Here is a 26,178-nt window from a genome sequence, read left to right on the forward strand (position 1 = left end):
GAGAGGACGATGATGACGACAGTGCTGTACACCGGCGGAACAGGGCGCATGGGGCGGGTGATCCGCGAGGGTCTCGCCGCCCGATACGACCGCGTCGTGCTGTTCGCGCGTGCCGACGCCGACGAGTCGCTCTTCCCCGGCGAGCAGATCGTGATCGGCGACCTCGGCGACCTCGACGCTCTCACGGCAGCGGCCGAGGGCGTGGACGTCATCGTGCACCTCGGCGGCATCGCCGACGAAGCGCCGTACGACGACATCCGCCGCGTGAACATCGACGGCACGTACCACGTCTACGAAGCGGCGCGACGGGCCGGCGTTCGCCGCGTCGTCTACGCCAGCTCCAACCACGTCGTCGGTTTCCACCCGGCGAGCGAGGTCCTGGACGAGAGCGCACCGCTTCGTCCTGACACCTTCTACGGGGTCTCGAAGGCGTTCGGCGAGGCCATCGCCAGCCTGTACCACGACAAGTGGGGGATCGAGTCGGTGCTCGTACGCATCGGCACCTTCCGCCCGGAGCCCGATGACAGGCGTCAGCTCGCGCTCTGGCTCAGCTGGCGCGACGGCATCGAACTCTTCCGCTGCGCGATCGAGAGCGCCCCGTCGGGCTGTCAGGTCGTCTACGGCTGCTCTGCCAACACCGGGCGCTGGTGGAACGGCGACGCGGGGTGGGCGGCGATCGGCTACGTGCCCCGCGATGACGCCGCCGATCACGCCGACGGCGTCGACCTCGATGCCCCTGCACCCACCCTGCACGGCGGCGCCTTCGCCGCCCCCGACTATGAAGGAGGGATCTGGTGACATCGACCGATTCCCACGACGTGCTGATCACCACCGCATTCCTCGAGCCCGGCGACGAGGTCGACCGGATGCTGCGCGGCGCCGGACTCACGACTCGGCACGAGCCCGAGCTGGAGCGCCTGGACGCCGAGGATCGCGCACGGGCGCTCGCCGGAGTCCGGGCGATCATCGCCGGCACCCGCCCTCTGGGCGATGACGAGTTCGCGCAGGCCCCCGAGCTGCGGCTTGTCGTGCGCACGGGCGTCGGCTACGACAGCGTCGATGTGAGCGCGGCGACCGCGCGCCGGGTGCCTGTGTGCGTCACCCCTGGCGCCAACCGGCAGGCCGTCGCCGAGCACGTCTTCGCCCTGGCGCTGGCGTGCGCCCGGCGCATCCCCGAGAACGTGAGCAACCTCGCCGCAGGGACGTGGCAGCAGCTCACAGGGCGGGAGCTGCGGGGCGCGACTCTCGGGATCCTCGGGCTGGGCTCGATCGGCAAGGCGGTCGCGACGATCGCGGCGGGCTTCGGCATGCACGTCGTCGCGTACGATCCGTACTTCGACGAGAGCTTCGCCGAGGCCAACGGCATCCGTCGCCTCGAGCTCGACGAACTGCTGCGGGAGGCCGACTTCGTCACACTGCACCTCTTCCTCGACGAGTCCACCCGGCACCTCATCGACGCCTCGCGCCTGGCCATGATGAAGCCCGACGCGGTGCTGATCAACACGGCGCGCGGGGGCATCATCGAGGAGGATGCGCTGGTCGACGCCGTGCGCGACGGGCGCATCGGCGCCGCCGCTCTCGACGTCTTCGCGGACGAGCCGCTGGGAGCATCGAGCCCGCTCCTGCACACCCCCGGCATCCTCGCCACGACGCACGTCGCGGGCGCGACACGTGAGGCACGTGGCGAGTCGGGTCGGATGGCTGCGCGCAACGTGATCGCGGTTCTCGGCGGCCAGGCACCCGAGTTCGTGGTGAACCCCGACTACGACGCGGTGACCGCATGATCGTCGAGACGTCGTCGGGGCCGGTGCGCCTCGCCGCCAACCTCAAGTGGTTGTTCACCGAGGTCCCCTTCGCCGAGCGGTTCGACGCGGCAGCCGAGGCGGGCTTCACCGCGGTGGAGTTCGCGTCGCCGTATGAGCTCGCCCCCGCGGAGGTGCGTCGTCTGCTGGACGACGCCGGCCTGACGCAGATCCTCATCAACACGCCGGCCGGAGCCGCAGGGTCGGCCACGGCATCCGGTGCGGCGTACGTCCCCGGCGCGGAGCAGGAGTTCCGCGACGGGGTGCTGCGGGCTCTGGAGTACGCGGCTGTCCTCGGGGCCGGCGTGGTGCACGCCATGGCCGGGATCGCGCCGTCCGACGCCGACGCCGACGCGGCCTTCGCGACGTATGTGTCCAACATCTCCTGGGCGGCCGCGCAGGCGCGTGGCACCGGGGTGCGGATCGCGTTGGAAGCGATCAACAAGCGTGATCAGCCCGGCTACGGCCTCGCGTCGATGGAGACCGCTGCGGCGGTGGCGCAGGCCGTGGATCCCGACGTCGTGGGCGTGCTGTTCGACGTCTACCACGCGCAGGTCGACCGCGGGAACGTCATCGAGCGGTTCGAGCAGCTCCAGCCGACGGTCGTGCATGTGCAGATCGCCGACAACCCCGGTCGCGGCGAACCCGGAACGGGCGAGATCGCCTACGAGCGCGTGCTCGCCCAGATCGCGCAGAGCGGATACCCCGGGTGGATCGGCTGCGAGTACGCCCCCGTCGCGGGCACCCGCGAAGGACTTTCCTGGATCGAGAGGACCCTCCGGTGACCGAACCGAGGATCGCGCTCATCAGCGCGACGCCGCTGGCGATCGCTCCGGCGACCGCCGCCATCACCGCCGCGCTTCCCGCAGCGACCGTGTGGAACCTGCTCGATGACCGTCTGCTCGCCGACGCGCAGACCGAGGGCGGCATCACCGCGCCGCTGGCTGCGCGCATGGACGGCCTGATCGAGCTCGCCCTCGCCGGGGGAGCGGACGGCGTGCTGCTCACCTGCTCGCAGTTCGGGGAGCGCGCCGACCGGCGCGAGAGCGACGCCGGCGGACACACCGTCCTCTCGGCGGACGGCCCCCTCTTCGCCGAAGCCGTCGCCGCCGACCCCGAGCGGGTTCTGCTCGTCGCCTCGCTGCCCTCGGCTGCGAGCGACAGCGCAGCGCGTCTGGCGCAGGCGTTCGTGGAAGCCGGATCGGCTGCGCACGTGCACCCGGTCGTGATCCCCGCAGCAGCCGCCCCCCTCGTCGCCCCTGAGCTCGTCGAGACGCTGGCCGCAGCCATATCCGACGTCGATGAGCCCTTCGATCTGGTGGTGCTCGCCCAGTACTCGCTCGCGGGTGCCGCCTCGGCACTCGCCGACCGACTCGGCGTCACGGTCCTGGACGGGCCCGCCGCGGCCGCGCGACGATTGACCACGGTGCTCCAGGAGGAACGCCGATGATCGGCGTCATCGCCGACGACGTGACCGGAGCGACGGATGTCGCCGCGGCGCTGCGCCGCGCGGGACTGCGCACCCTCCTCGCGCTCGACACCGAGATCGACGAGCCCGCTGTCCCGGCCGACGGCATCGTCATCGGCCTGAAGACGCGGTCTCTTCCCGTCGACGAGGCCGTCGCGCAGAGCCTCGCCGCGCTCGCGGTCCTGCGACGGCACGGAGCAGATCTCATCTACGTCAAGTACTGCTCGACGTTCGATTCCACGGACGAGGGCAACATCGGTCCGATCACCGAGGCGATCGCCGATGCCCTTCAGGCCGACCTGGTGGTGACGACGCCGGCCGCGCCCCTGCACGGGCGCACCGTCTATCGCGGTCACCTCTTCGTCGGCGACGTGCTGCTGGCCGAGACCCATATGCGCGAGCATCCGGTGACCCCCATGCGCGATTCCTCGGTGCCGCGGCTGCTCGCGGCGCAGTGCACGGCACCGGTCGGGCTCCTGCCGCTCGAGGTCGTGCAGCGCGGTGCCGACGCCGTGCGCGAGGCCCTGGGAGGGGCACGCGCCGAGGGGACCCGTCACCTCGTGGCCGATGCCATCACGGATGCCGACCTCGCCGTCCTCGCCGATGCCCTCGACGGCGAGCCGCTCGTCGCGGGATCGGCCGGACTCGTCGGAGCGATCGCTCTGCGGCAGACCGCGGGCGGTACGACGGCGCCGGCGCCCCCCTCGGGTCGTACCGCGATCATCGCGGGCAGCTGTTCCCGGCGCACGCTCGAGCAGATCGACCGCTTCGTCGGGTCGGGGAACCCTTCCCACCGCGTCGTGGCCGAGCCCGGTGACACCGCAGAGCTGCTCGCCGCACGCGCTGTGGAGTGGTGGGACCGGCAGCCTTCCGACGCCGCCGCGCTCATCTACTCGTCCAGCCCCGCAGCGCAGCGCCGTCATGACGTGCCGGGCGCCGGGGAACTGTACGAACGGACGGCGGGCCTCATCGCATCCCAGCTGTCCGATCGTGGCGTGAAGCGCATGCTCATCGCCGGGGGCGAGACCTCCGGCGAGGTCATCCGCGCCCTCGGCACGACCGTCGCGGTGGTGGGGGAGGAGGTCGCGCCGGGCGCGCCGTGGATCCACGACGAGGCGCGTGACGTGCACCTGGTCCTCAAATCCGGGAACTTCGGCGAGGAGGACCTCTTCGTCGAGGTCGCGCGACAGGGCCGCACGGCATGAGCGCCGACGCCCGCCGCGCGATCGTGCGCGTCGCCCACTCGATCCACCGCCGCGGCCTCACGCACGGCCGCACCGGGAACCTCGCCGTGCGCGACGGGGAACGCGTGCTGGTCACACCGACGGGCGTGAGTCTCGCCGACGTGGACGCGGACCAGCTGTCGGTGGTCGCCCTCGACGGCGCGCACCTCGACGGTCCGCAGCCGACGAAGGAGGCGTTCCTCCACGTCGCGATGCTGCGCGTGCGGCCGGATGCGAATGCGGTCGTGCACACGCACTCGGTCCACGCGGCCGCGGTGTCGTGCCTGTCCGACGTCGATGCCGAGAACCCGATCCCGCCCCTGACCGCGTACTACGGCATGCGCGTGGGAACACTGCGGATGCTCCCCTACTACGCGCCGGGCGACCCGGCTGCGACCGGTGCTGTGGAGGATGCCGCGCGCGTCACCCACGCCCTGCTCCTGCGCAACCACGGCCCCGTCGTCGCGGGGGTGGATCTTGACACCGCCGTCGACGCCCTGGAGGAGCTCGAGCACACCGCGCAGCTGTTCTTCCTCACGCGTGGCCTCGCCACATCGCCCCTCACCTCGGCGCAGCTGCACTCGTTCGCCACGCCTTCCGGAAGGAACCCCTCGTGATCACCCTGTACAGCGGCCTCGTCGTCAAGAACCCCCTCGTCGAGCACGTCATCCCCGCGTTCGAGCGCGAGACCGGCACACGTGTCGAGGCGACGTTCGAACCCACCACCGTGCTGCTGGAGCGCATCTCCGCGGGCGCGCGGCCTGACCTGGTGCTCGGGGTCTCGTCTTCTGTCACCGATCTCGCGGTTCGTGGCCTGGTGGATCCCTCGCATGTCGCAGAGATCGCGGTCTCATCCGTGGGCTTCGCGCGGCTCGACGGCGCTCCGGCGCCGGTCGACGACTCGGCATCGGCGTTCCTCGACTATCTGCTCGCCGCCCGCGCCGTCGCCTACACGCTCAGCGGGGCGAGCGGTGTGCACTTCATGCAGGTGCTCCGCGAACGCGGACTTCTCGAGCGCATCGATGAGCGCGCCGTGCGGTGCGCGAGCGGGCTCACGGCCGAAGCTCTGCTGGACGGTCGTGCCGATGTCGCGATCCAGCAGGTCAGCGAGCTGCGCTCGGTGCCCGGTGCGCAGGTCGTCGAGCCGATACCCCACGAGTTGCAGTCCTACGGACGGTTCGCTGTCGGCGCTCGGCCTGGAGCCGGGGACGATGCGGCGCGATTCGTCACCCTCTTGACCGAGAAGTCGGCACAGGACGCGTTCGCCGCGTTCGGACTGTCGCGCCCCTGATCCCCGTACGAGGAGAGCACTGATGAGAAGAGTTGTGGTCGACACCGACACCGGTGTGGACGATGCATTGGCCCTGATGCTGTTGGCCGCCGACCCCGAGGTGGAGATCCTGGCGGTGATCAGCGTCTTCGGCAACACGACGGGGGAGCGCGCCGCAGACAATGCGCGGTACGTGCTGGACACCTGCGGGCGCACCGATGTGCCGGTGTACCGCGGTGCCGACGTGCCGATCGTGCAGGAGCTGCGCATGAACCCGGGCATCCACGGCGAGGACGGCTTCGGCAACACGGGCCTGCGCCCTGCCCGTTCCGTGCCGGCGGAGCCGCGCGGGGTCCCGATCCTGCTCGATCTGGTGGATCGGTACGAGGGGGAGATCGACTATCTCGCCCTCGGCCCGCAGACGAACCTCGCCGTGGCGCTCGAGGCGGAACCCGAGCTTCTGACGCGACTCCGCTCGACCACCATCGTCGGCACGCTCGGTCCGGCCCTGTATCACGACACCGCACCGTGGGAGGATCGGCGATTCCGCGTCTCGCGCGATCCCAACGTGTCGTTCGACATCGATGCCGCGCGCATGGTGGCCCGGCATCAGGGCGACGTCACGTGGTGCGGGCCGTATGTCACCCGCCAGGCCCTCGTCCCCGAGGACTTCTTCCTCGAGATCGCCTCCACGACGGGGTTCGCCCCGGCGCAGCTGATCACCGAGATCAGTCGGGACTACGCCGGCTTCTACTCGCGCTCCTACCCGCAGCCGGAGGGGCGTCGGGTCATGGGGATCAACGACAGCATGGCCGTCGCGAGCCTTCTGCATCCCGAGCTGGTGACCGGTGCGGTCATGCGCCCGCTGGAGACCTTCCTCGACGAGGAGACCGGCGACCGCTTCCTCGCGGGAGTGCATCCGGTGAAGGACGAGACACGACCGATCCACCGCGTGATCTTCGACATGGACTTCGACGGCGTGCTGGAGCGCATCGGCGAGGTGCTGCGGCGTCCGCTGCCCTGGCGCTGAGTCACGCGGGCGGCTCAGTCGTAGGTTCGCGCGCGAACCCACGGCATCGGCAGCAGATCGACGGCGGTCACCCACACCGGGTGGCCGCCGTCGTCGACGAGTGTGCGGATGCCCGGTGCGATCGCGGGTACGACCTCGCGGCAGACGCCGCACGGGTTGAGGATGACCGCCGTACCGTCGTCGCGCAGACCGACGGAGACGATGGCCTCCACCTCCTGCTCCCCTCCGATCCGGGCGTTGGCGAGGGCTGTGCTCTCCGCGCAGACGCTCTCCCGAGGGGTGCGCAGGCTGAGGCCGAGGTAGATCGCTCCGGAGGCCCCGCGGGCGGCGGCGGCGACGCGGTGGAGGTTCGTGTCGTGCGCGCGGATGATCAGTTCCGATGCGGCGTCGAGGAGCCGTCTGTCGTCGTCGTCGAGCGAGGAGTTCACGATGCACTTCTTTCTGTCACAGACGGGATTCCTGCTATACTATAGTCGTGTTCGGATCTGCTTCCCGAAGATGAGCACTCCTCGCCGACTGGCAGGAAGTGCCTCATGACCAGGAGATATCCGCATATTAGGGTCGATCACCTCCCTCTCGGGGGCAGAGCAAAGGAGCTCCATGAGCACTGAAGAAGTAGTGGCCGCCGCACCGCAGCAGCTGACGAGCAAAGCGAGCCGATCCGAGCGCCGAAACCTCCGGGCGTTGAGCTGGGGACATGCGCTCGAGTGGTACGACTGGGCGATCTTCGGATTGCTGTCGGTCTATCTCGGCGCGGCGTTCTTCCCCTCCGACAGTCCACTCGCATCGACGTTGAACGCGCTCGCCGTCTTCGCCGTCGGATTCGTCGCACGTCCGCTCGGCGGCGTCGTCTTCGGCTTCGTCGCCGACCGCTTCGGGCGCAGGAAGATCATGATCTTCGCCGTCGGCGCTGTCGCGCTGGGCAGCTTCATCATCGGCGTGCTCCCCGACTACCAGAGCATCGGGGCCATCGCGCCGATCATCGTCGTCGCCGCGCGCCTCCTGCAGGGACTCTCCGCCGGTGTCGAAGCGCCGCTCGGCACGGCGTACGCGCTCGAGCTGGTGCCCAACCGCCCCGGCTATGTCGCCGGCTTCTTCGCGTTCTTCAACAACCTGGGCAACCTGCTCGCGCCGCTCTCGATCTTCTTCATCAGCCTGCTGCTGGGCCCCGAAGCTCTCGCCGCATACGGCTGGCGCATCCCGTTCATCGTGGGCGGGCTGTTCGGTCTGATCGTGCTGTGGCTGCGTCGCACGCTCCCTGAGACGCTCGACACGGCGGCGATCCGCACGGTCGGCGCGATCCCCACCAAGGACAACTCGGTGTGGCGCGACGTGCGCAAGTACTGGCTGAGCGTGCTCGCCACCGTCTTCATCGTGGGCGCGATCCAGGCATACAACTACACGTGGATCGCGGGCCTGCCGAACCTGGCGAACGGAACGTTCGGCGAAGACCCGACCGCCGTGTTCGCCATCACCACCGGAATGGGCGTCTTCCTGACCGTCGGAGCCTTCGCGCTGAGCCGAATCCTCGATCGGTTCCCGATGTCCCGGTGGTTCGTCATCGCGCGCATCGCGGCCATCCCGACGATCTTCCTGGCGCTGCTGTACTCGCAGCCCGGGATCGGAACGCTCGCCGGGGTGATGTTCGGCGGTGCGATCGTGCTGCTTCTCAACATGACGATCTTCGTCGTCGTCTCCAACTCCCTGCTGCCGCAGCACATCCGCGGCACCGGACTCGGTCTCGGGTACGGCCTCGGCGTCGCCATCTTCGGCGGCACCGCCTCGTACCTGCTGCTCTGGCTGCAGAGCCAGGGGATGATGTGGGTCTTCCCGATCTACATCGCGACCCTGTGCGCGATCAGCGTGGTGCTCTACATCCTCGCGAAGCGGCGCAACGGCCTCTTCGTGGGCAAGTGACCTCCTGATGGATCTCTGGCGCGAGATCGTCGGCTGGGCCGGCAGTGCTCTCCTGATCATCTCGATCCTGCAGCCGACGATCTCGCGCCTGCGCTGGTTGAACCTCGGAGCCTCGTCGCTGCTCATGGCGTACAACCTGATGCTCGGCAGCGCGCCCATGGTCGCACTCAACATCACGTTGATCGCGATCAACTGCTGGTACCTGTTCGTCGTCGCGCGCGCCGCGCGGGCGAAGACGGCGAACGCAACCGCGCTCAGTGAAGAGTCCGACCGGCGCGCTCGCCGCTAGGACATGACAGAAAGTATGAGTATGGAACGACTGATCATTGACACCGACCCCGGGATCGACGACGCGGGGGCGCTGTTCTGGGCGCTCTCCTCGGATGCCTTCCACATCGAAGCGCTGACGACGGTCTTCGGCAACGTGGATGTCGACACCGCCACGGCGAACGCCCGCAAGATCGCCGCCGTGGCCGGCCGTTCCGACCTGCCCATCTGGAAGGGCGCGAGCCGACCGCTGGTGGGCGAGCCGCACTTCGCGGAGCACATCCACCGACCCGGCGGGGTGGGCTTCTGGGAGTACCCGGATCCGGATCCTCATGCAGAGGTCGAGCCCGACGCCGTGCGTCGGATGATCGACACGGTCATGTCGGCGCCGGGCGATGTGACGATCATGGCGCTCGCGCCACTCACCAATGTCGCTCTGGCCATCAAGCTGGAGCCGGAGTTCGCGCGCTCGGTGCGCCGCATCATCTACATGGGTGGGGCGGCGCTCACGTGGGGCAACGTGACCCCCGTCGCGAGTGCGAACATCTTCAACGATCCCGAAGCCGCGGAGATCGTCATCCAGTCCGGCGCGCCCCTCACGCAGGTGGGACTGGACGTCTCCCGGAGCTTCGCCCTCACGCCGGACCACGTCCGCACGCTCTGGGAGTCGCGCTCGCCGATGGGCCTGGCGCTGTGCGAGATGATCGGATACCCGGATCGTCAGGATGACCCCGACGAGATGCCCGAGTGGAAGACCGAGGGCATGCACCTCAACGACGTGCCCTGCGTCGCCTATGCCCTCAACCCCGACTGGTTCACGGTGCGCAACCTCCGTGTGGATGTCGAGCTGAACGGCACGCACACCCGCGGACAGACCGTCGTGCAGATGATCGATCGCTGGCAGGGTGTGCCGAACGTCGACGTGCTGTTCGACATCGATGCTCAGGCGGTCGCCGACGCGCTGACGGCTTCGCTCACCGCGTTCGGAACAACCACCGACTGATTCGCGCCTCGCCGACGAACGGCCTCACCCTCAGATAGGGGTGAGGCCGTTCGTCGTTTTCAGGAGCGAGTTGACCTTGACGCAACGTCAACTTCTAGAGTTCAAGACAACACCACGCAGGGCACGAAGGAAGGAGGAGCGATGGAGAAGGAGGACTGGTCGATCCAGGAGATCGCCCGCCTCGCCGGCACCACCAGCCGCACGCTGCGGCACTACGACGACATCGGTCTGCTGCCGCCGTCGCGCATCGCCCACAACGGCTACCGGCACTACGACGGACAGGCGCTCGTGCGTCTGCAGCGCATCCTGCTGCTGCGCGAGCTCGGACTCGGACTGCCGCAGATCGCGGAGGTGCTCGGCGCGGCATCGGTCGGCGAGGGCGCCGGCAGCGAGGCGACGGCACTCGAGACCCATCTCACGCTGTTGCGCGAAGAGCAGACCCGGCTGGCGCGGCAGATCGCGTCGGTCGAATCCACCATCACGGCATTGAGAGGAGGTGAGAACCTCATGGCAGAGAACATGTTCGACGGCTTCGATCACACCCGCTACAAGCAGGAGGTCGAGGAGCGCTGGGGCGAGAAGGCGTACGCCGACGGCGACAGCTGGTGGCGGGGGATGACCGACGCCGAGCGCACCGACTGGCAGCAGCGCGTGTCCGACCTCGGGCGCGACTGGATCGCCGCGGCGGAGAGCGGCATCGATCCGGCGTCCCCCGCGGCCCAGGAGGTCGCTCGGCGTCACGTCGAGTGGCTCACGGGCATCCCGGGTACACCTGCCGCCGCCTCCGGCGGTGACGTCAAGGCGTACGTGATCGGGCTCGGCGAGATGTACGTCGCGGACCCGCGCTTCGGTGCGAACTACGCGACATCATCCGGAGGCACGCACGGCGCCGAGTTCGTCCGCGACGCGCTTCGGGTCTACGCGGACGGCAACCTGTAGCTCCGGGCTCGACGGCAGAAGCCCCCTCGTGTGCGATCTCGCGCACGAGGGGGCTTCTCCGTCCGGGCACAGCGCGTACCGGACCGCCTCACCCGGGTGCAAGGGGGAGGTCGTGGCCCGGGTCCGGGCGTAGGGTCATGCCATGAGACGGCGCGACGACCCAGGATCGACGGGACTGTTCATCGCTGCGGCCACGGCCTACGCCGTGAACGTCGCGCTCGGAGCATCCGTCGCCCTGCGCCTGATCGACACCCGTCGCTTCCGCTGGCTGCACCACGCGCTGTACATCGCGACGTGCGCGACCTCTGTGTCCGCCCTCGTGGCGGGCTGGTCGCGGGGTCCCCGCACCGCCGGGCGCCGTGCCGCTCTCGCGTTGCTGCCCGCGGCCGTGCCCCTCGCGGCGATCCCCTACCTCGGCACTCACACCCGACGGCACCCGCTGGTCGCGCTCGCCGCTGCTCCCTTCATCGTCGCGGGGCTGGTGCTCTCGCGATCCGCCGCCGACCGGAAGTGAAACGTATGGAACTGCTCGATGCCATCCGACGCCGCAAGACCACGAACGGCGCTTTCCTGCCCGACCCCGTCTCCGAGGATCACCAGCGCATCCTCCTGGAGGCCGCAGGGCGTGCCCCCTCGCAGCTGAACAGTCAGCCCTGGCGGTTCGTCGTGATCGAGAGTCGCGACACGATCGAGCAGATCGCCCGCATCTCGGGGGAGAGCATGACCGAGGCGATGTCGAACGGCACGTTCTTCGAGCGCTACAAGCCCTACTTCCGCTTCAGCCAGGCCGAGATGGAGGAGAAGCGCAGCGGCATGCTGTTCGACAAGCTGCCCGCCGCTCTTCGGCCGTTCACGAGTCAGGTGTTCACCAAGCGCGGGCAGACGCTGATGAACACCTTCGGGGTGCCGAAGACCCTCGGCGCCGAGAACCGGAAGCTCGTCGCGGGATCACCGCTGCTGCTGGGCGTGATGCTCGACCGCAGCGAGTACCGGCCGGGACAGCTCTCCTCGTTCTACTCGGTGTTCAGCATGGGCGCGGCGATGGAGAACGTCTGGCTCACCACGGTCGAGCTCGGCATGGGCATCCAGTTCATCTCGTTCCCGATGGAGGTTCCGGGGCGCTGGGAGGAGATCGTCCAGCTGCTGCGGGTGCCGGACGACCTCGAGCTCATGGCCGTCTATCGGCTGGGCTACCTGCCTCCGGAGCAGCGCCGGCCGGCGATCGACTGGTCGAGCAGTCAGCGCAAGCTCGTGTCGCAGTACGTGTTCCGAGAGAACGGCGACACGCCGCAGCAGGGGTGGGACGGTGCCCCTCCCGCCGGCGACATCACTCCGGGTCCGTCGGCGACAGCGGGGTGAGGTCCCGCAGCGCCGGACCCTCCAGACGCGTGCCGTCCGGAGCGAAGCGGGAGGCGTGCAGCGGGCAGTCCCAGGAGCACTCCGCGTCGTTCCAGGCGAGCACCCCGCCCAGGTGCGGGCACACGCCGCTCACGGCGCGGGTCACACCGTCCACGGTGGAGACCGCGATCGGGCGCCCGGCCCGATTCGCCACCACACCCTCGCCCTCGGTGGGCTGGGGGACGGGGGTGCTGCGACTTTCGGCATCCGCCCAACCGGAGACGAGTGCCGTGGCGACCTTGCCGCCCTCCACGGCCCCACGACGGATGTCGGCGGGGACCGTCAGGCGCGTGCCGATCGTCGTGATCCAGCTCGGGCGGTCGCGTCGGGGCGTGCCGAGGATCTCGGAGGTCAGTCGTTGCGCGGCGGCGGGAGCGTTCGAGAGCCCCCACTTGGCGTAGCCCGTCGCGAAGCGGATGCGACCGAGGCCGCGGGGCATCGCCCCCACGAACGGGATGAGGTCGTGCGACTCGTAGTCCTGCGCCGACCACCGATGGGTCTCCTCGGCGCCGGGGAAGTGCAGCTGCGTCCAGGCGATGAGATCCTCCACCGCTGCCGCCTCGCCGTCCGAGCGACCGACCGGGTGGCCGTTGCCGCCCACGACGAGCCGCGCGTCGCCGCCGGGGCCGTCCGCTGCGGTGACCGGGCGGATGGAGCGCGTCGGTCCGTCGACGGAGAGGAACATCCCCTCGGGGAGGTCGTCCGGCACCCGGAAGGACACGCAATAGGACCGGAGCCCCCGCGTCTTGGCGAAGTACAGGCCGCGATCGGTGATCGGGGTGCCCGTCGCGAGCACGATGTGGTCGGCGAAGAGCGGGCCCTGCGTGGTGTCGACACGTCCGGTCAGCGCCCTGGTCCTCGTCGCTCTGACGCCGGTGTGGAGCGTGCCGCCCGCGGTGAGCAGCTCCTGGGCGAGGGCCACCGACACGGCCACGGGGTCGATCGCGACCTGATCGTCGAGCGCCACGGCGGCGGCCACGGGGAACGGCGTCGCGGGGAGCGCGGTGGACGGCAGCAGCCTCGCCGGCACGCCCGCCTCGCGTGCGGCGGAATGCTGCTCGTCGACGGTGTCGATCCCGGCGGGCCCCTGGGTGTACGAGTGATCGGTGTGGCGCGTGAAGGGGACTCCCGCGAGTTCCGCGAACGCGAGCAGCCACTCCATCCCCGAGCGGTTGGCGTCGACGTACGCGCGGACGAGCGCTGCCGGGTGGTGCCGTCGGATGGTCGCGAGCTGTGCGCCCTGCAAGAGGGAGAGCTTTCCCGTGTTCGCGCCCGTCGCGAGCTGGGCGATGCCGCCCGCGTCGATCACCGCGACATCGAGGCCGGCCCTGGTGAGCATCACCGCCGTCGAGAGGCCGGTGATCCCGGCGCCCACGATCACGACGTCGTGCAGGGCTCCGGGCTCGAAGGGCGATCCGGCGGGCAGTGTCCGGTCGAGCTTCCACAGGGGATTCATGTCGTCAGTCAACGCTGTTCGCGATCCGGTATCCACCGCCTTGACATCCGAACGGCGCACTGCCAGTCGGGGACTACAGTGGCGGACGTGAACTTCCGCCGCATCCTCCTCGTCGCCGCCGGCGGCACGATGGGTACGGCGGCGCGGCTCGGCCTGGGGCTCGTGCTCCCGGACACCGGGGCATTCCCCGTCGCGGTGCTCATCGCGAACGTGGTCGGGGCGCTGCTGATCGGCGTGCTGGCCGCGCGTCTTCCGGCATCGGCCGACCTGCGGCTGATGCTCGGAACCGGCGTGCTCGGAGGCTTCACGACGTACAGCGCCTTCATGACGGGCACGCTCGACCTGTGGACGAGCGCGCCGATCCTCGCCATCGTCTACGCCGTGGGCACCCTCGTGCTCGGTCTCGGTGCGGCGGCACTGGGGCTGCATCTCGGTCGCCCCCGCACCGGGAGGACATCGTGAGTCCGCTGCTGTTCCTCGGTGCCGCGCTCGCCGGAGGGATCGGCGCGGTGCTGCGCTATCTCGTCGACCTCGGGGTCGCTCGTCTGGCCGGACGCCGCTTCCCCTGGGGCATCCTGCTGGTGAACATCTCGGGATCGTTCGCGCTCGGGCTCGTCACCGCCGCGCTGCCGGATGCCGCCTTCCTCCTCGGGGCGGGGCTGCTCGGCGGCTACACGACGTTCAGCACGGCGATGCTCGACACGGTCGCTCTGTGGCGTGACGGCGAACGCCGGGCATCCGCGTTCAATGCCATCGGGATGCTGCTGCTCGGCGTGCTCGCGGCCGGCCTCGGCCTGGCTCTCGGCTCCCTCTTCTGATTCGGGGTTGCGACGGGCGGTTCCGTCGCGTTATCCTCCTTGCTAATCGATTAACGCTAAACGATTAACACCCCCGCACTCGTGCACCTGTCGAAGGAGACACCGATGCCCCGTACGACCAGCCGCGCTCTCGGCGCACTCGCCGCATCAGCGGTCGCCGTCCTCGCCCTGAGCTCCTGCTCCGCCTCGACGGGCGGCGGCTCCGACGGCGACGTGACCCTCAGCTACGCCATCTGGGACGAGAACCAGAAGCCGGCGATGGAGGACATCGCCGCGGCGTTCACGAAGGAGAACCCGAACGTCACGGTCGACGTCCAGGTCACGCCGTACAAGGAGTACTTCACCAAGCTGCAGACGGCCGCGACCGGCGGCTCGGCGGCGGACGTCTTCTGGATGAACGGCCCGAACTTCCCGCTCTACGCCTCGAACGGTCAGCTCGCCCCGCTCGATGACGGGGGGATCGACGCCGCCGACTACCCGCAGGGCCTGATCGACCTCTACACCTACGACGGCAAGCTCTACGGCGCCCCGAGGGACTTCGACACCGTCGCCCTCTGGTACAACAAGGCGCTGTTCGACGCCGCCGGCGTCGAGTACCCGTCGGCGGACTGGACGTGGGACGACTTCACCGCCGCTGCCGCGAAGCTCACCGATCCCGCGAAGGGCCAGTTCGGAGTGGCGGCCAGCCAGTACGGCCAGGAGAACTTCTACAACTCCATCGCGCAGGCCGGTGGTGAGGTGATCTCGGCCGACGGAACGAAGAGCGGATACGCCTCGCCGGAGGCGCTCGCGGGCATCGAGCTGTGGACCGATCTGATCGCCGCCGGGTCCTCGCCCACGGCGGAGCAGATGACCGATACCAACCCCGAGGACTTCTTCCTCTCCGGCAAGGTCGCCATGTTCCAGAACGGGTCGTGGGCGGCGATCGCCTACGCCGACAACGCCGACATCGGCGACATCGTCGACGTCGCCCCGCTCCCGGCGGGGGTCGAGGGCAACCAGAGCGTGATCCACGGCGTCGGCAACGTCGCGAATGCGAAGAGCGCGCACCTGGCCGAGGCCAAGGCGTTCGCGGAGTTCGCCTCCGGAGAGCAGGCCGCGAAGATCCAGGCCGAGACCGGCACCGTGATCCCCGCATTCACGGGAATGCAGCAGGCATGGGTCGACGCCCTGCCGCAGTACGACCTGCAGGTCTACATCGACGCCCTCGACAACGCCGTGCCGTACCCGGTGTCGAAGAACACCTCCGCCTGGACGAGCATCGAGAGCGAGGTGCTCTCGCAGGTGTGGTCGGGAGCGGTGACCCCGAAGGAGGGCCTCCAGGACCTCGCCGACCAGATGCAGGCGGCACTGGACGCCGAGCAGGAGTGACCGCATGACCGTCATCGCACCTCGTGCGGTCGAGACGGCGCAGCGGATGCCGCAGCCGCAGGGCTCCGGCATCCGCCGCCGCCGGCGGAGCCCGGGAGCCTCGCCCTGGTGGGCGCTGGTCTTCCTCGGGCCGACCGCACTGGGCATCACCGTGTTCTATCTCTGGCCGACCGTCCGCACGCTCATCATCTCGTTCACGAAGTCGGGCCCGTTCGGCGGATCCGAGTGGGTGGGCATCGAGAACTACACGCGCCTGTTCCAGGACCCCGAGCTCATCGGAGCCCTTCGCAACACCGCGATCTACACGATCATCGCCCTCATCGGCATCCCGCTCGCGGTCGGGATCGCCGCTCTGCTGAACACGGCGGGGCTCAAGGGTCGCAGCGCCTACCGCACGCTGTACTTCATCCCGGTCGTCACCATGCCGGCCGCCATCGCGCTGGTCTGGCGCATGATCTACAACGGCGACTACGGGGTGCTCAACGCCGCGCTCGGCGCGGTCGGCATCGAGGGGCGCAGCTGGCTCACCGACCCGAACACCGCGTTGGTCGCGATCGCCGTCGTCGGCATCTGGGCGGGACTCGGGACCAACATCGTCATCTTCCTCGCCGGTCTCCAGGGCATCCCCGACACGATCATGGAGGCTGCCGACCTCGACGGCGCGGGCCCCGTGCGCAAGTTCTTCTCCATCACGATCCCGCTGCTGTCGCCGTCGATCTTCTTCGTCAGCGTGATCAGCGTGATCGGGGCGCTGCAGGTGTTCGACCTCATCTACATGATGCTCGGACGCAGCAACCCCGCCATGCCGAACACCCGCACGGTCGTCTACCTCTTCTACGAGGCGGGCTTCCTCGACAACGACCGCGGCTATGCGGCCGCCGTCGCCTTCCTGCTGCTCGTGATCATCCTGATCCTCACGATCGTGCAGTTCCGTCTGCAGAAGAAGTGGGTGCACTATGAGTGACGTCTCGCTCGACACGCGCGCCGTGGTCGGCGCCTCCGCCGGCCGCTCCGGGACGCCGAAGAACCGCGGCATCTGGATCGTGCACCTCGTGCTCATCCTCGGCGCGGTTCTGATGGTCTTCCCCTTTGTCTGGCAGCTGCTGACCTCGTTCAAGACGCTGTCCGACTCGGTGCAGGTGCCGCCGTCGTTCCTGCCGCGCGAATGGGTGTTCACCAACTTCGCCGAGGTGTTCGACTCGATGCCCTTCGGGCAGATGTTCCTGAACTCGGTGTGGCTCACCGTGGGGCGCACGGTCGGCCAGGTGGTGCTGTGCACCATGGCGGGCTACGCGTTCGCGCGCATCCCCTTCCCCGGACGCAACGCGCTGTTCGTGGTGTTCCTTTCGGTGCTGATGGTGCCCTCGCAGCTCTACCTGCTGCCGCAGTACGAGATCATCCAGGCACTCGGCTGGCTCAACACCCTGCAGGCGCTCATCGTGCCCGGCATCTTCAGTGCTTTCGGCACCTTCCTGATGCGGCAGTTCTTCCTGTCGATGCCCGCCGAGCTCGAGGAGGCCGCCCGCATCGACGGAGCCAATCCGTGGCAGACCTTCTGGCGGATCATGGTTCCGCTGGCGAAGCCTGGCATCATCGCACTTGTGGTGTTCACCGTGCTGTGGTCCTGGAACGATCTGCTCTGGCCGTTGATCGTGACGACCGACCCCGCGAAGATGCCGCTGTCGGTCGGGCTCTCGCAGCTGGTCGGCATCCACGGCACCGACTACCCGGTGCTGATGGCGGGCGCGCTGCTGGCGACCCTGCCGATGCTCGTGACCTTCATGGTCCTGCAGCGGCAGTTCATCCAGGGCATCGCCTTCAGCGGATCGAAGGGCTGAGACATGGCGAAGAGCGAGCACCAGGCGCCCCGGCGCCCGACCCTGCGCATGGTCGCCGAACGGGCCGGCGTGTCGACAGCGACCGTGTCGTACGTGTTCTCCGGACGGGCGGGTGCCGCATCTGGCGCCGGTGTGGCCGAGGCCACGGCCGCACGTGTGCTGGCGGCCGCCGACGAGCTGAACTACCGGCCGAACAGCGCGGCGCGGGCGATCCGCACCGGACGCAGCGGCATGGTGCAGCTGTCGCTGCACATGCTCAGCGACCCGTGGTCGCTGGCCGTGGCCGACGCGGTGAACGCCGAGGCCAACAGGCACGGGCTCACCACGCTGATCCTCGCCGACGGCGATTGGCACGCCGCGCTCGACCGGGTCGAGAGCGACGTGGCCTACCTCGACGGCGTGGGACTCGACGACCAGGCGCGGCAGAACCTCGCCGACCTCGTGCGTCGCGGACAGCGCCTCGTGGTGTTCTCGGAGCATCTCGAGCCGGACGGCTTCGACGTGATCCGCTCCGACGCGATCCCTGGGTGCGAGATCGCGATGGATCACCTGCTGGAGAGGCACACCGCGATCGGATGCATCGCCGCAGAGGGAGCAGTGCGCCTCGCCGGTGAGCAGGTCACCCGCTACACGCCGTACCTCCAGAAGCTGGCCTCTGCCGGCATCGAGCCTGACCCTGCCTGGACGGTGACGTACGCCGACACCCAGGCGAGCGCCTTCACCGCCGCGGTCGAGCTGCTGTCGGGCGAGAACCGGCCGCACGCGGTCTACGCCACGACCGACTTCGCCGCGATCGCCGCGATCAACGCCGCGCACATGCTCGGGCTCCGGGTGCCGCACGACGTCGCAGTGGTGGGTGTCGGCAACACCCCCGACGCCCGCCTGATCGCGCCCACGCTCACGACCGTCGGTCCGACCGACTTCTACGAGAGGCAGGCGCGCATCATCGTCGACCGTGCCCTCGAGAGCGACTCCGCACCCGGGCGTCTGCACGACTTCGCGTGGACGCTCTTCCCCGGCGGATCGACCGACCTCGACGCCCCCGCACCGCGGGCCCGTTGACCTCGGCATCCGCACAGACTCATCACACAGAAGGACCATCGTGGATCTCCAGATCGGCATCATCGGCTTCGGCGCGCGCTCGACCCTCCAGGAAGAGGTGCATCGTCCGGGGCAGGGGTCACGCATCAGCGCCGTGTGCGACCTCGCCCCGCGCGCTCGCGAGGACGCTCGCGCCCTCGTGCCGGACGCCCTCATCACCGACTCGCTCGACGAGCTGCTGGCCTCGGGCGTCGACGCCGTCATGGTGCTCACACCCGACGACACGCACGCAGCCCTCAGCATCCGTGCCCTCGAAGCCGGAGTGCCGGTGTTCTGCGAAAAGCCCCTCGCGATCGACCTCGCCGACGCCGATGCGATGCTCGAGACCGCACGCCGCACCGGCACTGGTCTCTACATCGGCCACAACATGCGGCACATGCCCGTCATCACCCTCATGCGCGGGCTGATCCAGAGCGGCCGCATCGGCCAGGTCAAGGCCGTGTGGGTGCGGCACTTCGTCGGCCACGGCGGCGACTTCTACTTCAAGGACTGGCACGCCGACCGCCGCCGCACCACCGGACTGCTGTTGCAGAAGGGTGCGCACGACATCGACATCATCCACTGGCTCGCCGGCGCCTACAGCGAGCGGGTCTCCGCGATGGGGGCGCTGAGCGTCTACGGTGACATCACCGACCGCCGCGACAGGGCGGGGGAGCGGATGCCGGACTGGTTCAGCATGGACAACTGGCCGCCCACCGCGCTCACGGGGCTCCACCCCGTGGTCGACGTCGAAGACATCTCGATGGTGAACATGCAGCTGGAGGGCGGCATCTTCGCGTCGTACCAGCAGTGCCACTTCACCCCCGACTACTGGCGCAACTACACCGTGATCGGCACCGAGGGGCGCATCGAGAACTTCGGCGATGTGGCCGGCAGTGAGGTCAAGCTGTGGAATCGGCGGCATGCCGGCGCGGCCGACGCCGACGAGACCTTCATCGTCCCCGAGGTGCCGGATGCGGGTCACGACGGCGCCGACGCGCTGCTCGTCGCGGAGTTCCTGCGGTTCGTCCGCCACGGGGGTCTGACCGAGACCTCTCCCGTCGCCGCGCGCGAGGCGGTGGCCGCGGGCATCCTCGCCACCGCGTCGTTGCGAGGTGACGGCTCGGCGATCGAGATCCCGCCGCTGGATCCCGAGCTCGTCGCCTACTTCGAGCGGGGGCAGGTCGAGGCCGCTCTGGTATGAGCGCAGCGCGGGTCGCCATGCGGTCGGTCTCGTCGAGCACCGATCGCGTGCGGCTCGCACTCGAATCGGTGGCGCTCGTGGTGCTGCTCGCCGCGACCTGGGTGATCGCAGGGGTCGCCTTGCAGGGGGCAGGGGTCGCCGTGGTGTCGGCGGGTCGCACTGGGTTCGCCGTGCTCGGCCTCGTGGCGGTGGCGACTCTGGCGCGTCCGCCTTCGCCGGCGACGGCTCCGCGTTACTCCGGTGGGGAACTCGCCGCCCTCGCCGTCACGGGTGTCGCCGGCTACACGATGCTCTCGACCCTCGCGATCGCTCTCGCGGGCCCGGCGATCCCGAGCCTCGTCCTGTCGCTCTCGCCCGTAGTCGTGCTGCTGCTCGAGAGCGCTCTTGCGCGCGCCCGTGTGCATCCGCTCGTGCTCGCGGCGACCATCGTCGCGGTCACCGGCGCCCTGCTGTACATCGTCCCTAGGATCGACGGCGCAGCGGAGGCGGACGTCGTCGGGGGTATCCTTGCCGCCCTCGGCGCGATGGTGTCGATGTCGGTCTACGGGCTGCTCTTCGCGCACGTGAACCGGGACCGCGCCGGCGCGATCACTGCGCGCATCCTCCCAGTGTTCGCCCTCGGGAGCGTGCCCCTGCTGGTGTGGGCCGTCATCGAGGTGGGACTCGGTGGAATGATCGAGCCGGTCAGCATCGCCGTGCTGGCCGTGCTCGGACTCGGCATCTACGTTCCCGCGTATCTCGTGCAGCATCGCATCATCCTCACCGCCGGCCCTTCATACGTCGCCCTGCTCGGGCTTGCGGTGCCGCCACTGGTGGGCATCGCATCGGTGTTGCTCGGTCTCGCCGCTCCGCCGGGGGCGATCCAGATCTTCGGCGTCGCGCTCACCCTCGCGGGACTGTTCGTCGTCATCCGGATGAGGTTCCGCCGGGTACGCACGGATGCGGAGAGTCGGCCGAACTGACCGGGTCTCGGGCCCCGCAGCGGTCGCCGTCGCGAGCGCGCCCGCTTTCTCCCAGCATCCTCACAATCCGAAAATGTACAAACGTACATGTACGGATGTCCAAGGGGGCGGGATGAAGCATGGTGCGCGTCGTCGACGTGACCCTGAAGCGCGCCGTCTCGAGATCGTCACCGCTGCCGCAGAGCTCATCGTCGAGGTGGGCGCAGAGGCCGTAACGCACCGCATGGTCGCCGCGCGCGCCGGGGTGCCCCTCGGGGCGACGACCCAGTACTTCGACACCCTCGACGACCTCAGGGCCGCAGCCTTCCGTGCGCTCGCCGAAGAGGTCGACGCGCGTCTCGACGGTGTCCGGCAGACCCTCGCCGAGCGCGGCGACAGCCCCGAGGTGATCGCCGCTCTCGTTTTCGAGAGCATGGACGACCACCACGCCGTCCAGGCCGACCGCGCCGTGGTCACGGCAGCCGTGCACGACCCTCGCCTTCGTGAACTCGCGCGACACCTGTCGAACCGCCTCGTCGAACTGCTCGCGCCGACCTACGGCGAAGAACGCGCCAGAGCGGCGATGATCTTCATCGACGGCGTCATGTGGAGCATGCAGATCCGCGACGATCGCCTCGCCCAGTCCTTCATCGAGTCCGCACTGGCGCGGATCCTCGGAGACGCCGTCTCCACCCCTTCCGCAGCGACAGCCACCCCCTGACACCGAGGAAACCGCCTTGTCGAAACTCGCCATCCTGAGCCTGAAGAACCGCGCGCTCATCGCCCTCATCACCATCGTCGCGGCGGTGTTCGGCGGGCTCGCGCTCACGAACCTCAAGCAGGAGCTCATCCCCTCGCTCGAGCTGCCGGCGCTCGTGGTCATGACGACCTACCCCGGCGCATCGCCCGAGGTGGTGGAGAACGACGTGTCCACGCCGGTCGAAGCGGCGATCCAGGGCGTGCCCGGTCTGGAATCGACCACGGCGACCAGCACCACCAACGCGTCGATCGTGCAGGCGATGTTCGCCTACGGCACGAACCTCGCCACGGCCGAGCAGAAGATCCAGCAGGCGATCAACCGCATCTCCTCGCAGCTGCCGGAGGACGTGAGCCCCCAGGTGCTCTCGGTCTCGATCGACGACTTCCCGGTGATCCAGGTCGCCGTCACGGGTTTCGAGGATGCCGAGAACGCCCAGGCCGAGCTCGAGTCCGTCGCGATCCCCGAACTCGAAGACGTCGACGGCGTCAACGCCGCAGAGATCGTCGGCGGGGTCGGGCAGCGCATCAGCATCACCCCCGACGTCGCGCAGCTCGCCGCCGTCGGCACGAGCACCACGGCGATCAGCGATGCCCTGAAGCAGAACGGCACGCTCTTCCCCGGCGGTGATATCACCGAGAACGGGCAGACGCTCACCGTCCAGACCGGGGCGAAGATCACCTCGGTCGAGGAGATCGCCGCGCTTCCGCTGGTCGGCACAGATGCCACGATCGGCGATGTGGCGTCGGTCGTGCAGGAGTCCGACCCCGTCACCTCCATCTCGCGCGTGGACGGCAAGGACGCGCTCTCGATCTCGATCACCAAACTCCCCGCGGCGAACACGGTCGAGGTGTCCAACGGCGTGATCGCCGCGCTCGACACGATCGGCGAGGCCTTCCCCGACGCCCAGTTCACGGTGATCTTCGACCAGGCGCCGTTCATCGTGCAGTCGATCGAGACGCTCGCCACCGAGGGTCTTCTCGGCCTGGTCTTCGCTGTGCTCGTGATCCTCGTGTTCCTGCTGTCGGTCCGGTCGACGCTCGTCACCGCGATCTCGATCCCGACCAGCGTGCTCATCACGTTCATCGGGTTGCAGGCGTTCGGCTACTCGCTGAACGTGCTCACGCTCGGCGCGCTCACGATCGCGATCGGTCGAGTGGTCGACGACTCCATCGTCGTGATCGAGAACATCAAACGCCACTACGTCGGCGATGCCGACAAGGGCGATGCGATCCGTCTCGCGGTGCGCGAGGTCGCCATGGCGATCACCGCATCCACCATCACGACGGTCGCGGTGTTCCTGCCGATCGTCTTCGTCGGCGACATGGTCGGCGAGCTGTTCCGTCCGTTCGCGATGACCGTGACGATCGCGATGGTCGCGTCGCTCCTGGTCGCACTCACGATCGTGCCGGTCCTCGCATACTGGTTCCTCAAGCCCGGCAAGCCGCTGCTCGACGAGCACGGCGACGCGATCGACCCCGAGCACCCCGACGCCCCGCCGACCTGGCTGCAGCGGCAGTACCGCCCGATCCTGGGCTGGACGCTGAAGCACTCCGGCATCACCGTGATCCTCGCGGTCGTCGTGCTCGGTGCCACCCTGGCCGCTGCGCCGCTGATGAAGGTCAACTTCCTCGGCGACTCCGGTCAGAACACCATGACCATCACGCAGGACCTCGGCCCGTCGGCGAGCCTGCAGGCGAAGTCGGATGCCGCGGTCGCGGTCGAGGATGCCCTCCTCGACATCGACGGCATCGAGCATGTGCAGGCCTCGATCGGCACCAGCGGCTCGGCGCTCAGCGATGCCTTCTCCGGCGGTGCGGGTGTCACCTACTCGGTGCTGACCGACTCGGATGCCGACCAGGAGAAGCTCCGCGCCGACGTGCAGGATGCGATCGACGGACTCGGCGACGACGTGGGCGACGTGGCCGTCTCGGCATCGGCCGGCTTCGGATCGAGCGACATCGAGATCACGGTCAGCGCCTCGAACTCCGACGACCTCCAGACCGCGACGACCACGCTGGTCGAAGAGCTCGACGGGCGCGACGGCGTCGGCCAGGTGAGCGACAACCTCGCCGCGTCGCTGCCGTACATCGCCGTCGTGGTCAACCGGGAGGCCGCCGCACAGCGCGGACTCTCCGAGGTCGCCGTCGGAGGCATCGTGTCGGGCACCATGCGCCCGCAGCAGGCGGGATCCGTCGAGATCGACGACACCGCCCTCACGGTCTACATCGTCACCCCGAACCCGCCGACCACGGTCGAGGCGCTCAGGACGCTCGCGATCCCGACCCCCGCCGGCATCGTGCAGCTGCAGGACATCGCCACCGTCGAGCAGCAGAACGGACCCACCTCGATCACCACCGAGCAGGGCCGTCGGACGGCGACGATCACCGTGCCTCCGGCATCCGACAACCTCGCCACCGCCACGCAGTCGGTGAACGAGGCGCTCGCGGCAGTCGACCTGCCCGACGGAGCCTCCGCCGAGGTCGGCGGTGTCGCCTCGCAGCAGGCCGACTCGTTCTCGCAGCTGGGCCTCGCCATGCTCGCGGCGATCCTGATCGTCTACGTGGTCATGGTCGCGACGTTCAAGTCGTTGCGTCAGCCGCTGCTGCTGCTCGTGTCGGTGCCGTTCGCGGCGACGGGTGCGATCCTGCTGCAGATCCTCACGGGCGTGCCGCTCGGCGTCGCGTCGCTGATCGGGGTGCTGATGCTCATCGGCATCGTGGTGACGAACGCGATCGTGCTCGTCGACCTCGTGAACCAGTATCGGGAGAAGGGTCTGTCGACCATCGAGGCGGTCAAGGCCGGAGGCGAGAAGCGTCTGCGGCCGATCCTGATGACCGCGCTCGCGACGATCCTCGCCCTGACCCCGATGGCTCTGGGCATCACGGGGCACGGCGGGTTCATCTCGCAGCCGCTCGCGATCGTCGTGATCGGCGGTCTGATCTCGTCGACCGTGCTGACGCTGATCGTGCTGCCGACGCTCTACAACCTCGTCGAGGGCGCCAAGGAGCGGCGTGCGGCTCGCAAGGCCGGTGGAGCGGGTGCCGGCGGGACCCCGACGCCGGATGCTCCGGTCGGGCCTGATGCGTCCGGTGCCGCTGCGGCGTCGGGGCAGCCGGTGCTGATCGACGCCTCCGGCCTGCCGCACGCATCGCAGCTCACCCGCCGCGAACTGCGCGAGCGCGGGGAGTAGCCGCGCTCGGGTGGTGATCACCTCCGCAGAAAGGCCCCGGATCCGCATCCAGATGCGTGATTCGGGGCCTTTCCACGTGATCGTCGAGGAGGTGCTCACTGCTGCGGCCCCGCAACGAGCCGCCCACAGCGCAAACGGCCGGACTCAGAACAGCGTGATCCCCCAGTGCAGGGTCCAGGTCTCGTCGGGGGCGAGGCGACGGATGCCGAGGCCGCTGTTGAACGCATCGGCGGGCGCGGTCATCGGCTCGATCGCGACCGCGAGATTCTGCCCGGGGTAGGCCGGCGTCGTGTACACCTGCACGTAGTCGAAGCCCTCGCCCTGCCAGAGCGTGACACGACGACCGTCCGGCGCGGTGAGCGAGTGGCGCACGCGCCCGTCGGGGTCGCGTGCGAGATCTGTGAATCCGGTGTCGAGGGTGACATCCCCCAGGCGCACACCTTCGCGCAGCTCGGGTCCGACCGGTCGGGTGCCGGTGGGGAGCATCCGCTCGTCGGTCTCGAACGCCGTCTCCGCGGGCACCCGCAGCACGAGGTCGTGCGGGTCGACGTCGCCGATCGTCACGAACGGATGCGTGCCGAGGGCGACCGGCGCCGGCGTGCTCGAGCGGTTGGTGAGCGTGTGCGTCACCTCGATGCCGTCGGTGGTGAGGGCGTACGTCGCGGTCGTCTCGATCAGGTACGGGTACCCGGTCTGGGGGACGATGTTCGCCCGCAGCACGGCTTCGCTGTCGGTGTGCGCCACCTCGTAGGCCGTGAATCGCAGCAGGCCGTGGCTCGCGTTGCGCAGCTTCGGCTCCGTGATCGCGAGCCTTCGCGTGGTGCCCTCGTCGTCCCACTCCCCGTCTCGCACCCGGTTCGGCCAGGGGGTGAGGACCACGCCGGAGCAGGCCGGGGTGGGCAGGTCGTACGGGTACGGCGGCACGAGGTCGACACCGCCGATGCGCAGCGAACGCAGAGATGCGCCGACCTGAGCGATCTGCGCGTCCACCTCGCCGAGTCGGAGGGTGATCTGGGCGCCGGTGGGGGAAGCGGTACTCACCTCGTCATCGTACGGCCACCATCGGGTCGGCAGTCTCTCAGGCGCGTCGGCTACACTTGACCGGTCGGCTTCGGACACCCGCGCGTTGGCGCGGACGTTTTATGTGTGTGAAGTGTGAGTCCAGGGGCCGATGGTGAGCGTCGCTCGACGCTAATCAACCAT

The 26,178-nt window shown here is 69.2% G+C and carries 27 protein-coding genes; 24 read left to right on the forward strand and 3 right to left on the reverse strand.

Annotation, left to right across the window (positions count from 1 at the left end; all coding sequences use genetic code 11):
• Nucleotides 1-12: 12 nt before the first annotated feature.
• Genes ASC55_RS13445 through ASC55_RS13480 form a run of 8 tightly spaced genes read left to right on the forward strand, consistent with a single transcriptional unit; the run spans nucleotide 13 to nucleotide 6,793 of the window.
• Nucleotides 13-798: an NAD-dependent epimerase/dehydratase family protein gene (locus ASC55_RS13445; RefSeq protein ID WP_055877868.1), complete on the forward strand. Its 786-nt coding sequence runs from the start codon at nucleotides 13-15 to the stop codon at nucleotides 796-798.
• Nucleotides 795-1,784 (forward strand): phosphoglycerate dehydrogenase, encoded by a 990-nt coding sequence (locus ASC55_RS13450; RefSeq protein ID WP_055876569.1) that lies wholly within the window; start codon nucleotides 795-797, stop codon nucleotides 1,782-1,784. The genes ASC55_RS13445 and ASC55_RS13450 overlap by 4 nt, the downstream gene beginning before the upstream one ends.
• Nucleotides 1,781-2,587, forward strand: a complete 807-nt coding sequence (locus tag ASC55_RS13455; protein WP_055876572.1) for a hydroxypyruvate isomerase family protein — start codon at nucleotides 1,781-1,783, stop codon at nucleotides 2,585-2,587. The genes ASC55_RS13450 and ASC55_RS13455 overlap by 4 nt, the downstream gene beginning before the upstream one ends.
• Nucleotides 2,584-3,252 carry a hypothetical protein gene (locus tag ASC55_RS13460; RefSeq protein ID WP_055876575.1) on the forward strand — a complete coding sequence of 223 codons (669 nt, stop codon included), beginning with the start codon at nucleotides 2,584-2,586 and terminating at the stop codon, nucleotides 3,250-3,252. The genes ASC55_RS13455 and ASC55_RS13460 overlap by 4 nt, the downstream gene beginning before the upstream one ends.
• Entirely contained in the window at nucleotides 3,249-4,475 is a 1,227-nt protein-coding gene (gene otnK / locus ASC55_RS13465; RefSeq protein WP_055876578.1) for a 3-oxo-tetronate kinase, read from the forward strand. The genes ASC55_RS13460 and otnK overlap by 4 nt, the downstream gene beginning before the upstream one ends.
• The gene (locus ASC55_RS13470; protein ID WP_055876582.1) at nucleotides 4,472-5,110 is read left to right on the forward strand and encodes a class II aldolase/adducin family protein; all 639 of its coding nucleotides are present in this window, start codon (nucleotides 4,472-4,474) and stop codon (nucleotides 5,108-5,110) included. The genes otnK and ASC55_RS13470 overlap by 4 nt, the downstream gene beginning before the upstream one ends.
• Nucleotides 5,107-5,784 carry a substrate-binding domain-containing protein gene (locus tag ASC55_RS13475; protein WP_055876583.1) on the forward strand — a complete coding sequence of 226 codons (678 nt, stop codon included), beginning with the start codon at nucleotides 5,107-5,109 and terminating at the stop codon, nucleotides 5,782-5,784. Before ASC55_RS13470 ends, ASC55_RS13475 begins: the two co-directional genes overlap by 4 nt.
• 22 nt (nucleotides 5,785-5,806) lie before the next feature.
• Nucleotides 5,807-6,793, forward strand: a complete 987-nt coding sequence (locus ASC55_RS13480; protein ID WP_082524361.1) for a nucleoside hydrolase — start codon at nucleotides 5,807-5,809, stop codon at nucleotides 6,791-6,793.
• 14 nt (nucleotides 6,794-6,807) lie between these two features.
• Here the strand turns inward: ASC55_RS13480 and ASC55_RS13485 are convergent, their stop codons facing one another.
• Nucleotides 6,808-7,221, reverse strand: a complete 414-nt coding sequence (locus ASC55_RS13485; RefSeq protein WP_055876587.1) for a hypothetical protein — start codon at nucleotides 7,219-7,221, stop codon at nucleotides 6,808-6,810.
• 172 nt (nucleotides 7,222-7,393) lie between these two features.
• On the opposite strand from ASC55_RS13485, the gene ASC55_RS13490 reads away from it, so the two are divergent.
• From ASC55_RS13490 to ASC55_RS13515, 6 genes are all read left to right on the forward strand, one after another.
• On the forward strand, nucleotides 7,394-8,710 hold the full coding sequence (locus ASC55_RS13490; RefSeq protein WP_055876592.1) for an MFS transporter: 1,317 nt from the start codon (nucleotides 7,394-7,396) through the stop codon (nucleotides 8,708-8,710).
• A 7-nt stretch (nucleotides 8,711-8,717) separates the two neighbouring features.
• Entirely contained in the window at nucleotides 8,718-8,999 is a 282-nt protein-coding gene (locus ASC55_RS13495) for a hypothetical protein (protein WP_055876594.1), read from the forward strand.
• Nucleotides 9,000-9,020: 21 nt separating this feature from the next.
• Nucleotides 9,021-9,980 (forward strand): nucleoside hydrolase, encoded by a 960-nt coding sequence (locus ASC55_RS13500; RefSeq protein ID WP_055876598.1) that lies wholly within the window; start codon nucleotides 9,021-9,023, stop codon nucleotides 9,978-9,980.
• A 141-nt stretch (nucleotides 9,981-10,121) separates the two neighbouring features.
• Nucleotides 10,122-10,919, forward strand: a complete 798-nt coding sequence (locus tag ASC55_RS13505) for a MerR family transcriptional regulator (protein WP_055876602.1) — start codon at nucleotides 10,122-10,124, stop codon at nucleotides 10,917-10,919.
• A gap of 142 nt (nucleotides 10,920-11,061) precedes the next feature.
• Nucleotides 11,062-11,433: a hypothetical protein gene (locus ASC55_RS13510; RefSeq protein WP_055869455.1), complete on the forward strand. Its 372-nt coding sequence runs from the start codon at nucleotides 11,062-11,064 to the stop codon at nucleotides 11,431-11,433.
• A 5-nt stretch (nucleotides 11,434-11,438) separates the two neighbouring features.
• Complete coding sequence (locus ASC55_RS13515; RefSeq protein ID WP_055876606.1) at nucleotides 11,439-12,278, forward strand: nitroreductase family protein; 840 nt, start codon at nucleotides 11,439-11,441, stop codon at nucleotides 12,276-12,278.
• Here the strand turns inward: ASC55_RS13515 and ASC55_RS13520 are convergent.
• Nucleotides 12,247-13,773, reverse strand: coding sequence for an FAD-dependent oxidoreductase (locus ASC55_RS13520; protein ID WP_055876610.1), 1,527 nt, complete (start codon nucleotides 13,771-13,773; stop codon nucleotides 12,247-12,249). The genes ASC55_RS13515 and ASC55_RS13520 overlap by 32 nt on opposite strands.
• An 87-nt stretch (nucleotides 13,774-13,860) precedes the next feature.
• On the opposite strand from ASC55_RS13520, the gene ASC55_RS13525 reads away from it, so the two are divergent.
• From ASC55_RS13525 to ASC55_RS13570, 10 genes are all read left to right on the forward strand, one after another.
• Entirely contained in the window at nucleotides 13,861-14,235 is a 375-nt protein-coding gene (locus ASC55_RS13525) for a fluoride efflux transporter FluC (protein ID WP_235563383.1), read from the forward strand.
• Complete coding sequence (locus ASC55_RS13530; RefSeq protein ID WP_055876617.1) at nucleotides 14,232-14,591, forward strand: fluoride efflux transporter FluC; 360 nt, start codon at nucleotides 14,232-14,234, stop codon at nucleotides 14,589-14,591. Before ASC55_RS13525 ends, ASC55_RS13530 begins: the two co-directional genes overlap by 4 nt.
• 105 nt (nucleotides 14,592-14,696) lie before the next feature.
• Entirely contained in the window at nucleotides 14,697-15,962 is a 1,266-nt protein-coding gene (locus ASC55_RS13535) for an ABC transporter substrate-binding protein (protein WP_055876621.1), read from the forward strand.
• A gap of 4 nt (nucleotides 15,963-15,966) precedes the next feature.
• On the forward strand, nucleotides 15,967-16,926 hold the full coding sequence (locus tag ASC55_RS13540) for a carbohydrate ABC transporter permease (RefSeq protein ID WP_055869469.1): 960 nt from the start codon (nucleotides 15,967-15,969) through the stop codon (nucleotides 16,924-16,926).
• Entirely contained in the window at nucleotides 16,919-17,800 is an 882-nt protein-coding gene (locus ASC55_RS13545) for a carbohydrate ABC transporter permease (protein ID WP_017831365.1), read from the forward strand. Before ASC55_RS13540 ends, ASC55_RS13545 begins: the two co-directional genes overlap by 8 nt.
• A gap of 3 nt (nucleotides 17,801-17,803) precedes the next feature.
• A complete protein-coding gene (locus tag ASC55_RS13550; protein ID WP_055869471.1) occupies nucleotides 17,804-18,862 on the forward strand; it encodes a LacI family DNA-binding transcriptional regulator in 1,059 nt (352 codons plus the stop codon).
• Between the two features lie 40 nt (nucleotides 18,863-18,902).
• Nucleotides 18,903-20,084: a Gfo/Idh/MocA family protein gene (locus ASC55_RS13555; RefSeq protein ID WP_200935183.1), complete on the forward strand. Its 1,182-nt coding sequence runs from the start codon at nucleotides 18,903-18,905 to the stop codon at nucleotides 20,082-20,084.
• On the forward strand, nucleotides 20,081-21,046 hold the full coding sequence (locus tag ASC55_RS13560) for a DMT family transporter (RefSeq protein WP_055876623.1): 966 nt from the start codon (nucleotides 20,081-20,083) through the stop codon (nucleotides 21,044-21,046). The genes ASC55_RS13555 and ASC55_RS13560 overlap by 4 nt, the downstream gene beginning before the upstream one ends.
• 112 nt (nucleotides 21,047-21,158) lie before the next feature.
• Nucleotides 21,159-21,746 carry a TetR/AcrR family transcriptional regulator gene (locus ASC55_RS13565; protein WP_017831368.1) on the forward strand — a complete coding sequence of 196 codons (588 nt, stop codon included), beginning with the start codon at nucleotides 21,159-21,161 and terminating at the stop codon, nucleotides 21,744-21,746.
• Between the two features lie 16 nt (nucleotides 21,747-21,762).
• Nucleotides 21,763-24,975: an efflux RND transporter permease subunit gene (locus ASC55_RS13570; RefSeq protein WP_055876625.1), complete on the forward strand. Its 3,213-nt coding sequence runs from the start codon at nucleotides 21,763-21,765 to the stop codon at nucleotides 24,973-24,975.
• A gap of 144 nt (nucleotides 24,976-25,119) precedes the next feature.
• Here the strand turns inward: ASC55_RS13570 and ASC55_RS13575 are convergent, their stop codons facing one another.
• The gene (locus ASC55_RS13575) at nucleotides 25,120-26,016 is read right to left on the reverse strand and encodes an aldose 1-epimerase family protein (protein ID WP_055876630.1); all 897 of its coding nucleotides are present in this window, start codon (nucleotides 26,014-26,016) and stop codon (nucleotides 25,120-25,122) included.
• Between the last annotated feature and the right edge of the window lie 162 nt (nucleotides 26,017-26,178).

Source organism: Microbacterium sp. Root322 (genome assembly GCF_001425645.1).
Taxonomy (GTDB): domain Bacteria; phylum Actinomycetota; class Actinomycetes; order Actinomycetales; family Microbacteriaceae; genus Microbacterium; species Microbacterium maritypicum.

Excerpts from the sequence above, each read along its gene's own strand:
- ASC55_RS13500 (WP_055876598.1), top strand. The coding sequence starts at position 9,021 with ATGGAACGACTGATCATTGACACCGACCCCGGGATCGACGACGCGGGG.
- ASC55_RS13505 (WP_055876602.1), top strand. The coding sequence starts at position 10,122 with ATGGAGAAGGAGGACTGGTCGATCCAGGAGATCGCCCGCCTCGCCGGC.
- ASC55_RS13565 (WP_017831368.1), top strand. The coding sequence starts at position 21,159 with ATGAAGCATGGTGCGCGTCGTCGACGTGACCCTGAAGCGCGCCGTCTC.
- ASC55_RS13445 (WP_055877868.1), top strand. The coding sequence starts at position 13 with ATGACGACAGTGCTGTACACCGGCGGAACAGGGCGCATGGGGCGGGTG.
- ASC55_RS13560 (WP_055876623.1), top strand. The coding sequence starts at position 20,081 with ATGAGCGCAGCGCGGGTCGCCATGCGGTCGGTCTCGTCGAGCACCGAT.
- ASC55_RS13490 (WP_055876592.1), top strand. The coding sequence starts at position 7,394 with ATGAGCACTGAAGAAGTAGTGGCCGCCGCACCGCAGCAGCTGACGAGC.
- ASC55_RS13545 (WP_017831365.1), top strand. The coding sequence starts at position 16,919 with ATGAGTGACGTCTCGCTCGACACGCGCGCCGTGGTCGGCGCCTCCGCC.
- ASC55_RS13535 (WP_055876621.1), top strand. The coding sequence starts at position 14,697 with ATGCCCCGTACGACCAGCCGCGCTCTCGGCGCACTCGCCGCATCAGCG.
- ASC55_RS13550 (WP_055869471.1), top strand. The coding sequence starts at position 17,804 with ATGGCGAAGAGCGAGCACCAGGCGCCCCGGCGCCCGACCCTGCGCATG.
- ASC55_RS13470 (WP_055876582.1), top strand. The coding sequence starts at position 4,472 with ATGAGCGCCGACGCCCGCCGCGCGATCGTGCGCGTCGCCCACTCGATC.
- ASC55_RS13520 (WP_055876610.1), bottom strand. The coding sequence starts at position 13,773 with ATGAATCCCCTGTGGAAGCTCGACCGGACACTGCCCGCCGGATCGCCC.
- ASC55_RS13515 (WP_055876606.1), top strand. The coding sequence starts at position 11,439 with ATGGAACTGCTCGATGCCATCCGACGCCGCAAGACCACGAACGGCGCT.
- ASC55_RS13540 (WP_055869469.1), top strand. The coding sequence starts at position 15,967 with ATGACCGTCATCGCACCTCGTGCGGTCGAGACGGCGCAGCGGATGCCG.
- ASC55_RS13455 (WP_055876572.1), top strand. The coding sequence starts at position 1,781 with ATGATCGTCGAGACGTCGTCGGGGCCGGTGCGCCTCGCCGCCAACCTC.
- ASC55_RS13510 (WP_055869455.1), top strand. The coding sequence starts at position 11,062 with ATGAGACGGCGCGACGACCCAGGATCGACGGGACTGTTCATCGCTGCG.
- ASC55_RS13495 (WP_055876594.1), top strand. The coding sequence starts at position 8,718 with ATGGATCTCTGGCGCGAGATCGTCGGCTGGGCCGGCAGTGCTCTCCTG.
- ASC55_RS13480 (WP_082524361.1), top strand. The coding sequence starts at position 5,807 with ATGAGAAGAGTTGTGGTCGACACCGACACCGGTGTGGACGATGCATTG.
- otnK (WP_055876578.1), top strand. The coding sequence starts at position 3,249 with ATGATCGGCGTCATCGCCGACGACGTGACCGGAGCGACGGATGTCGCC.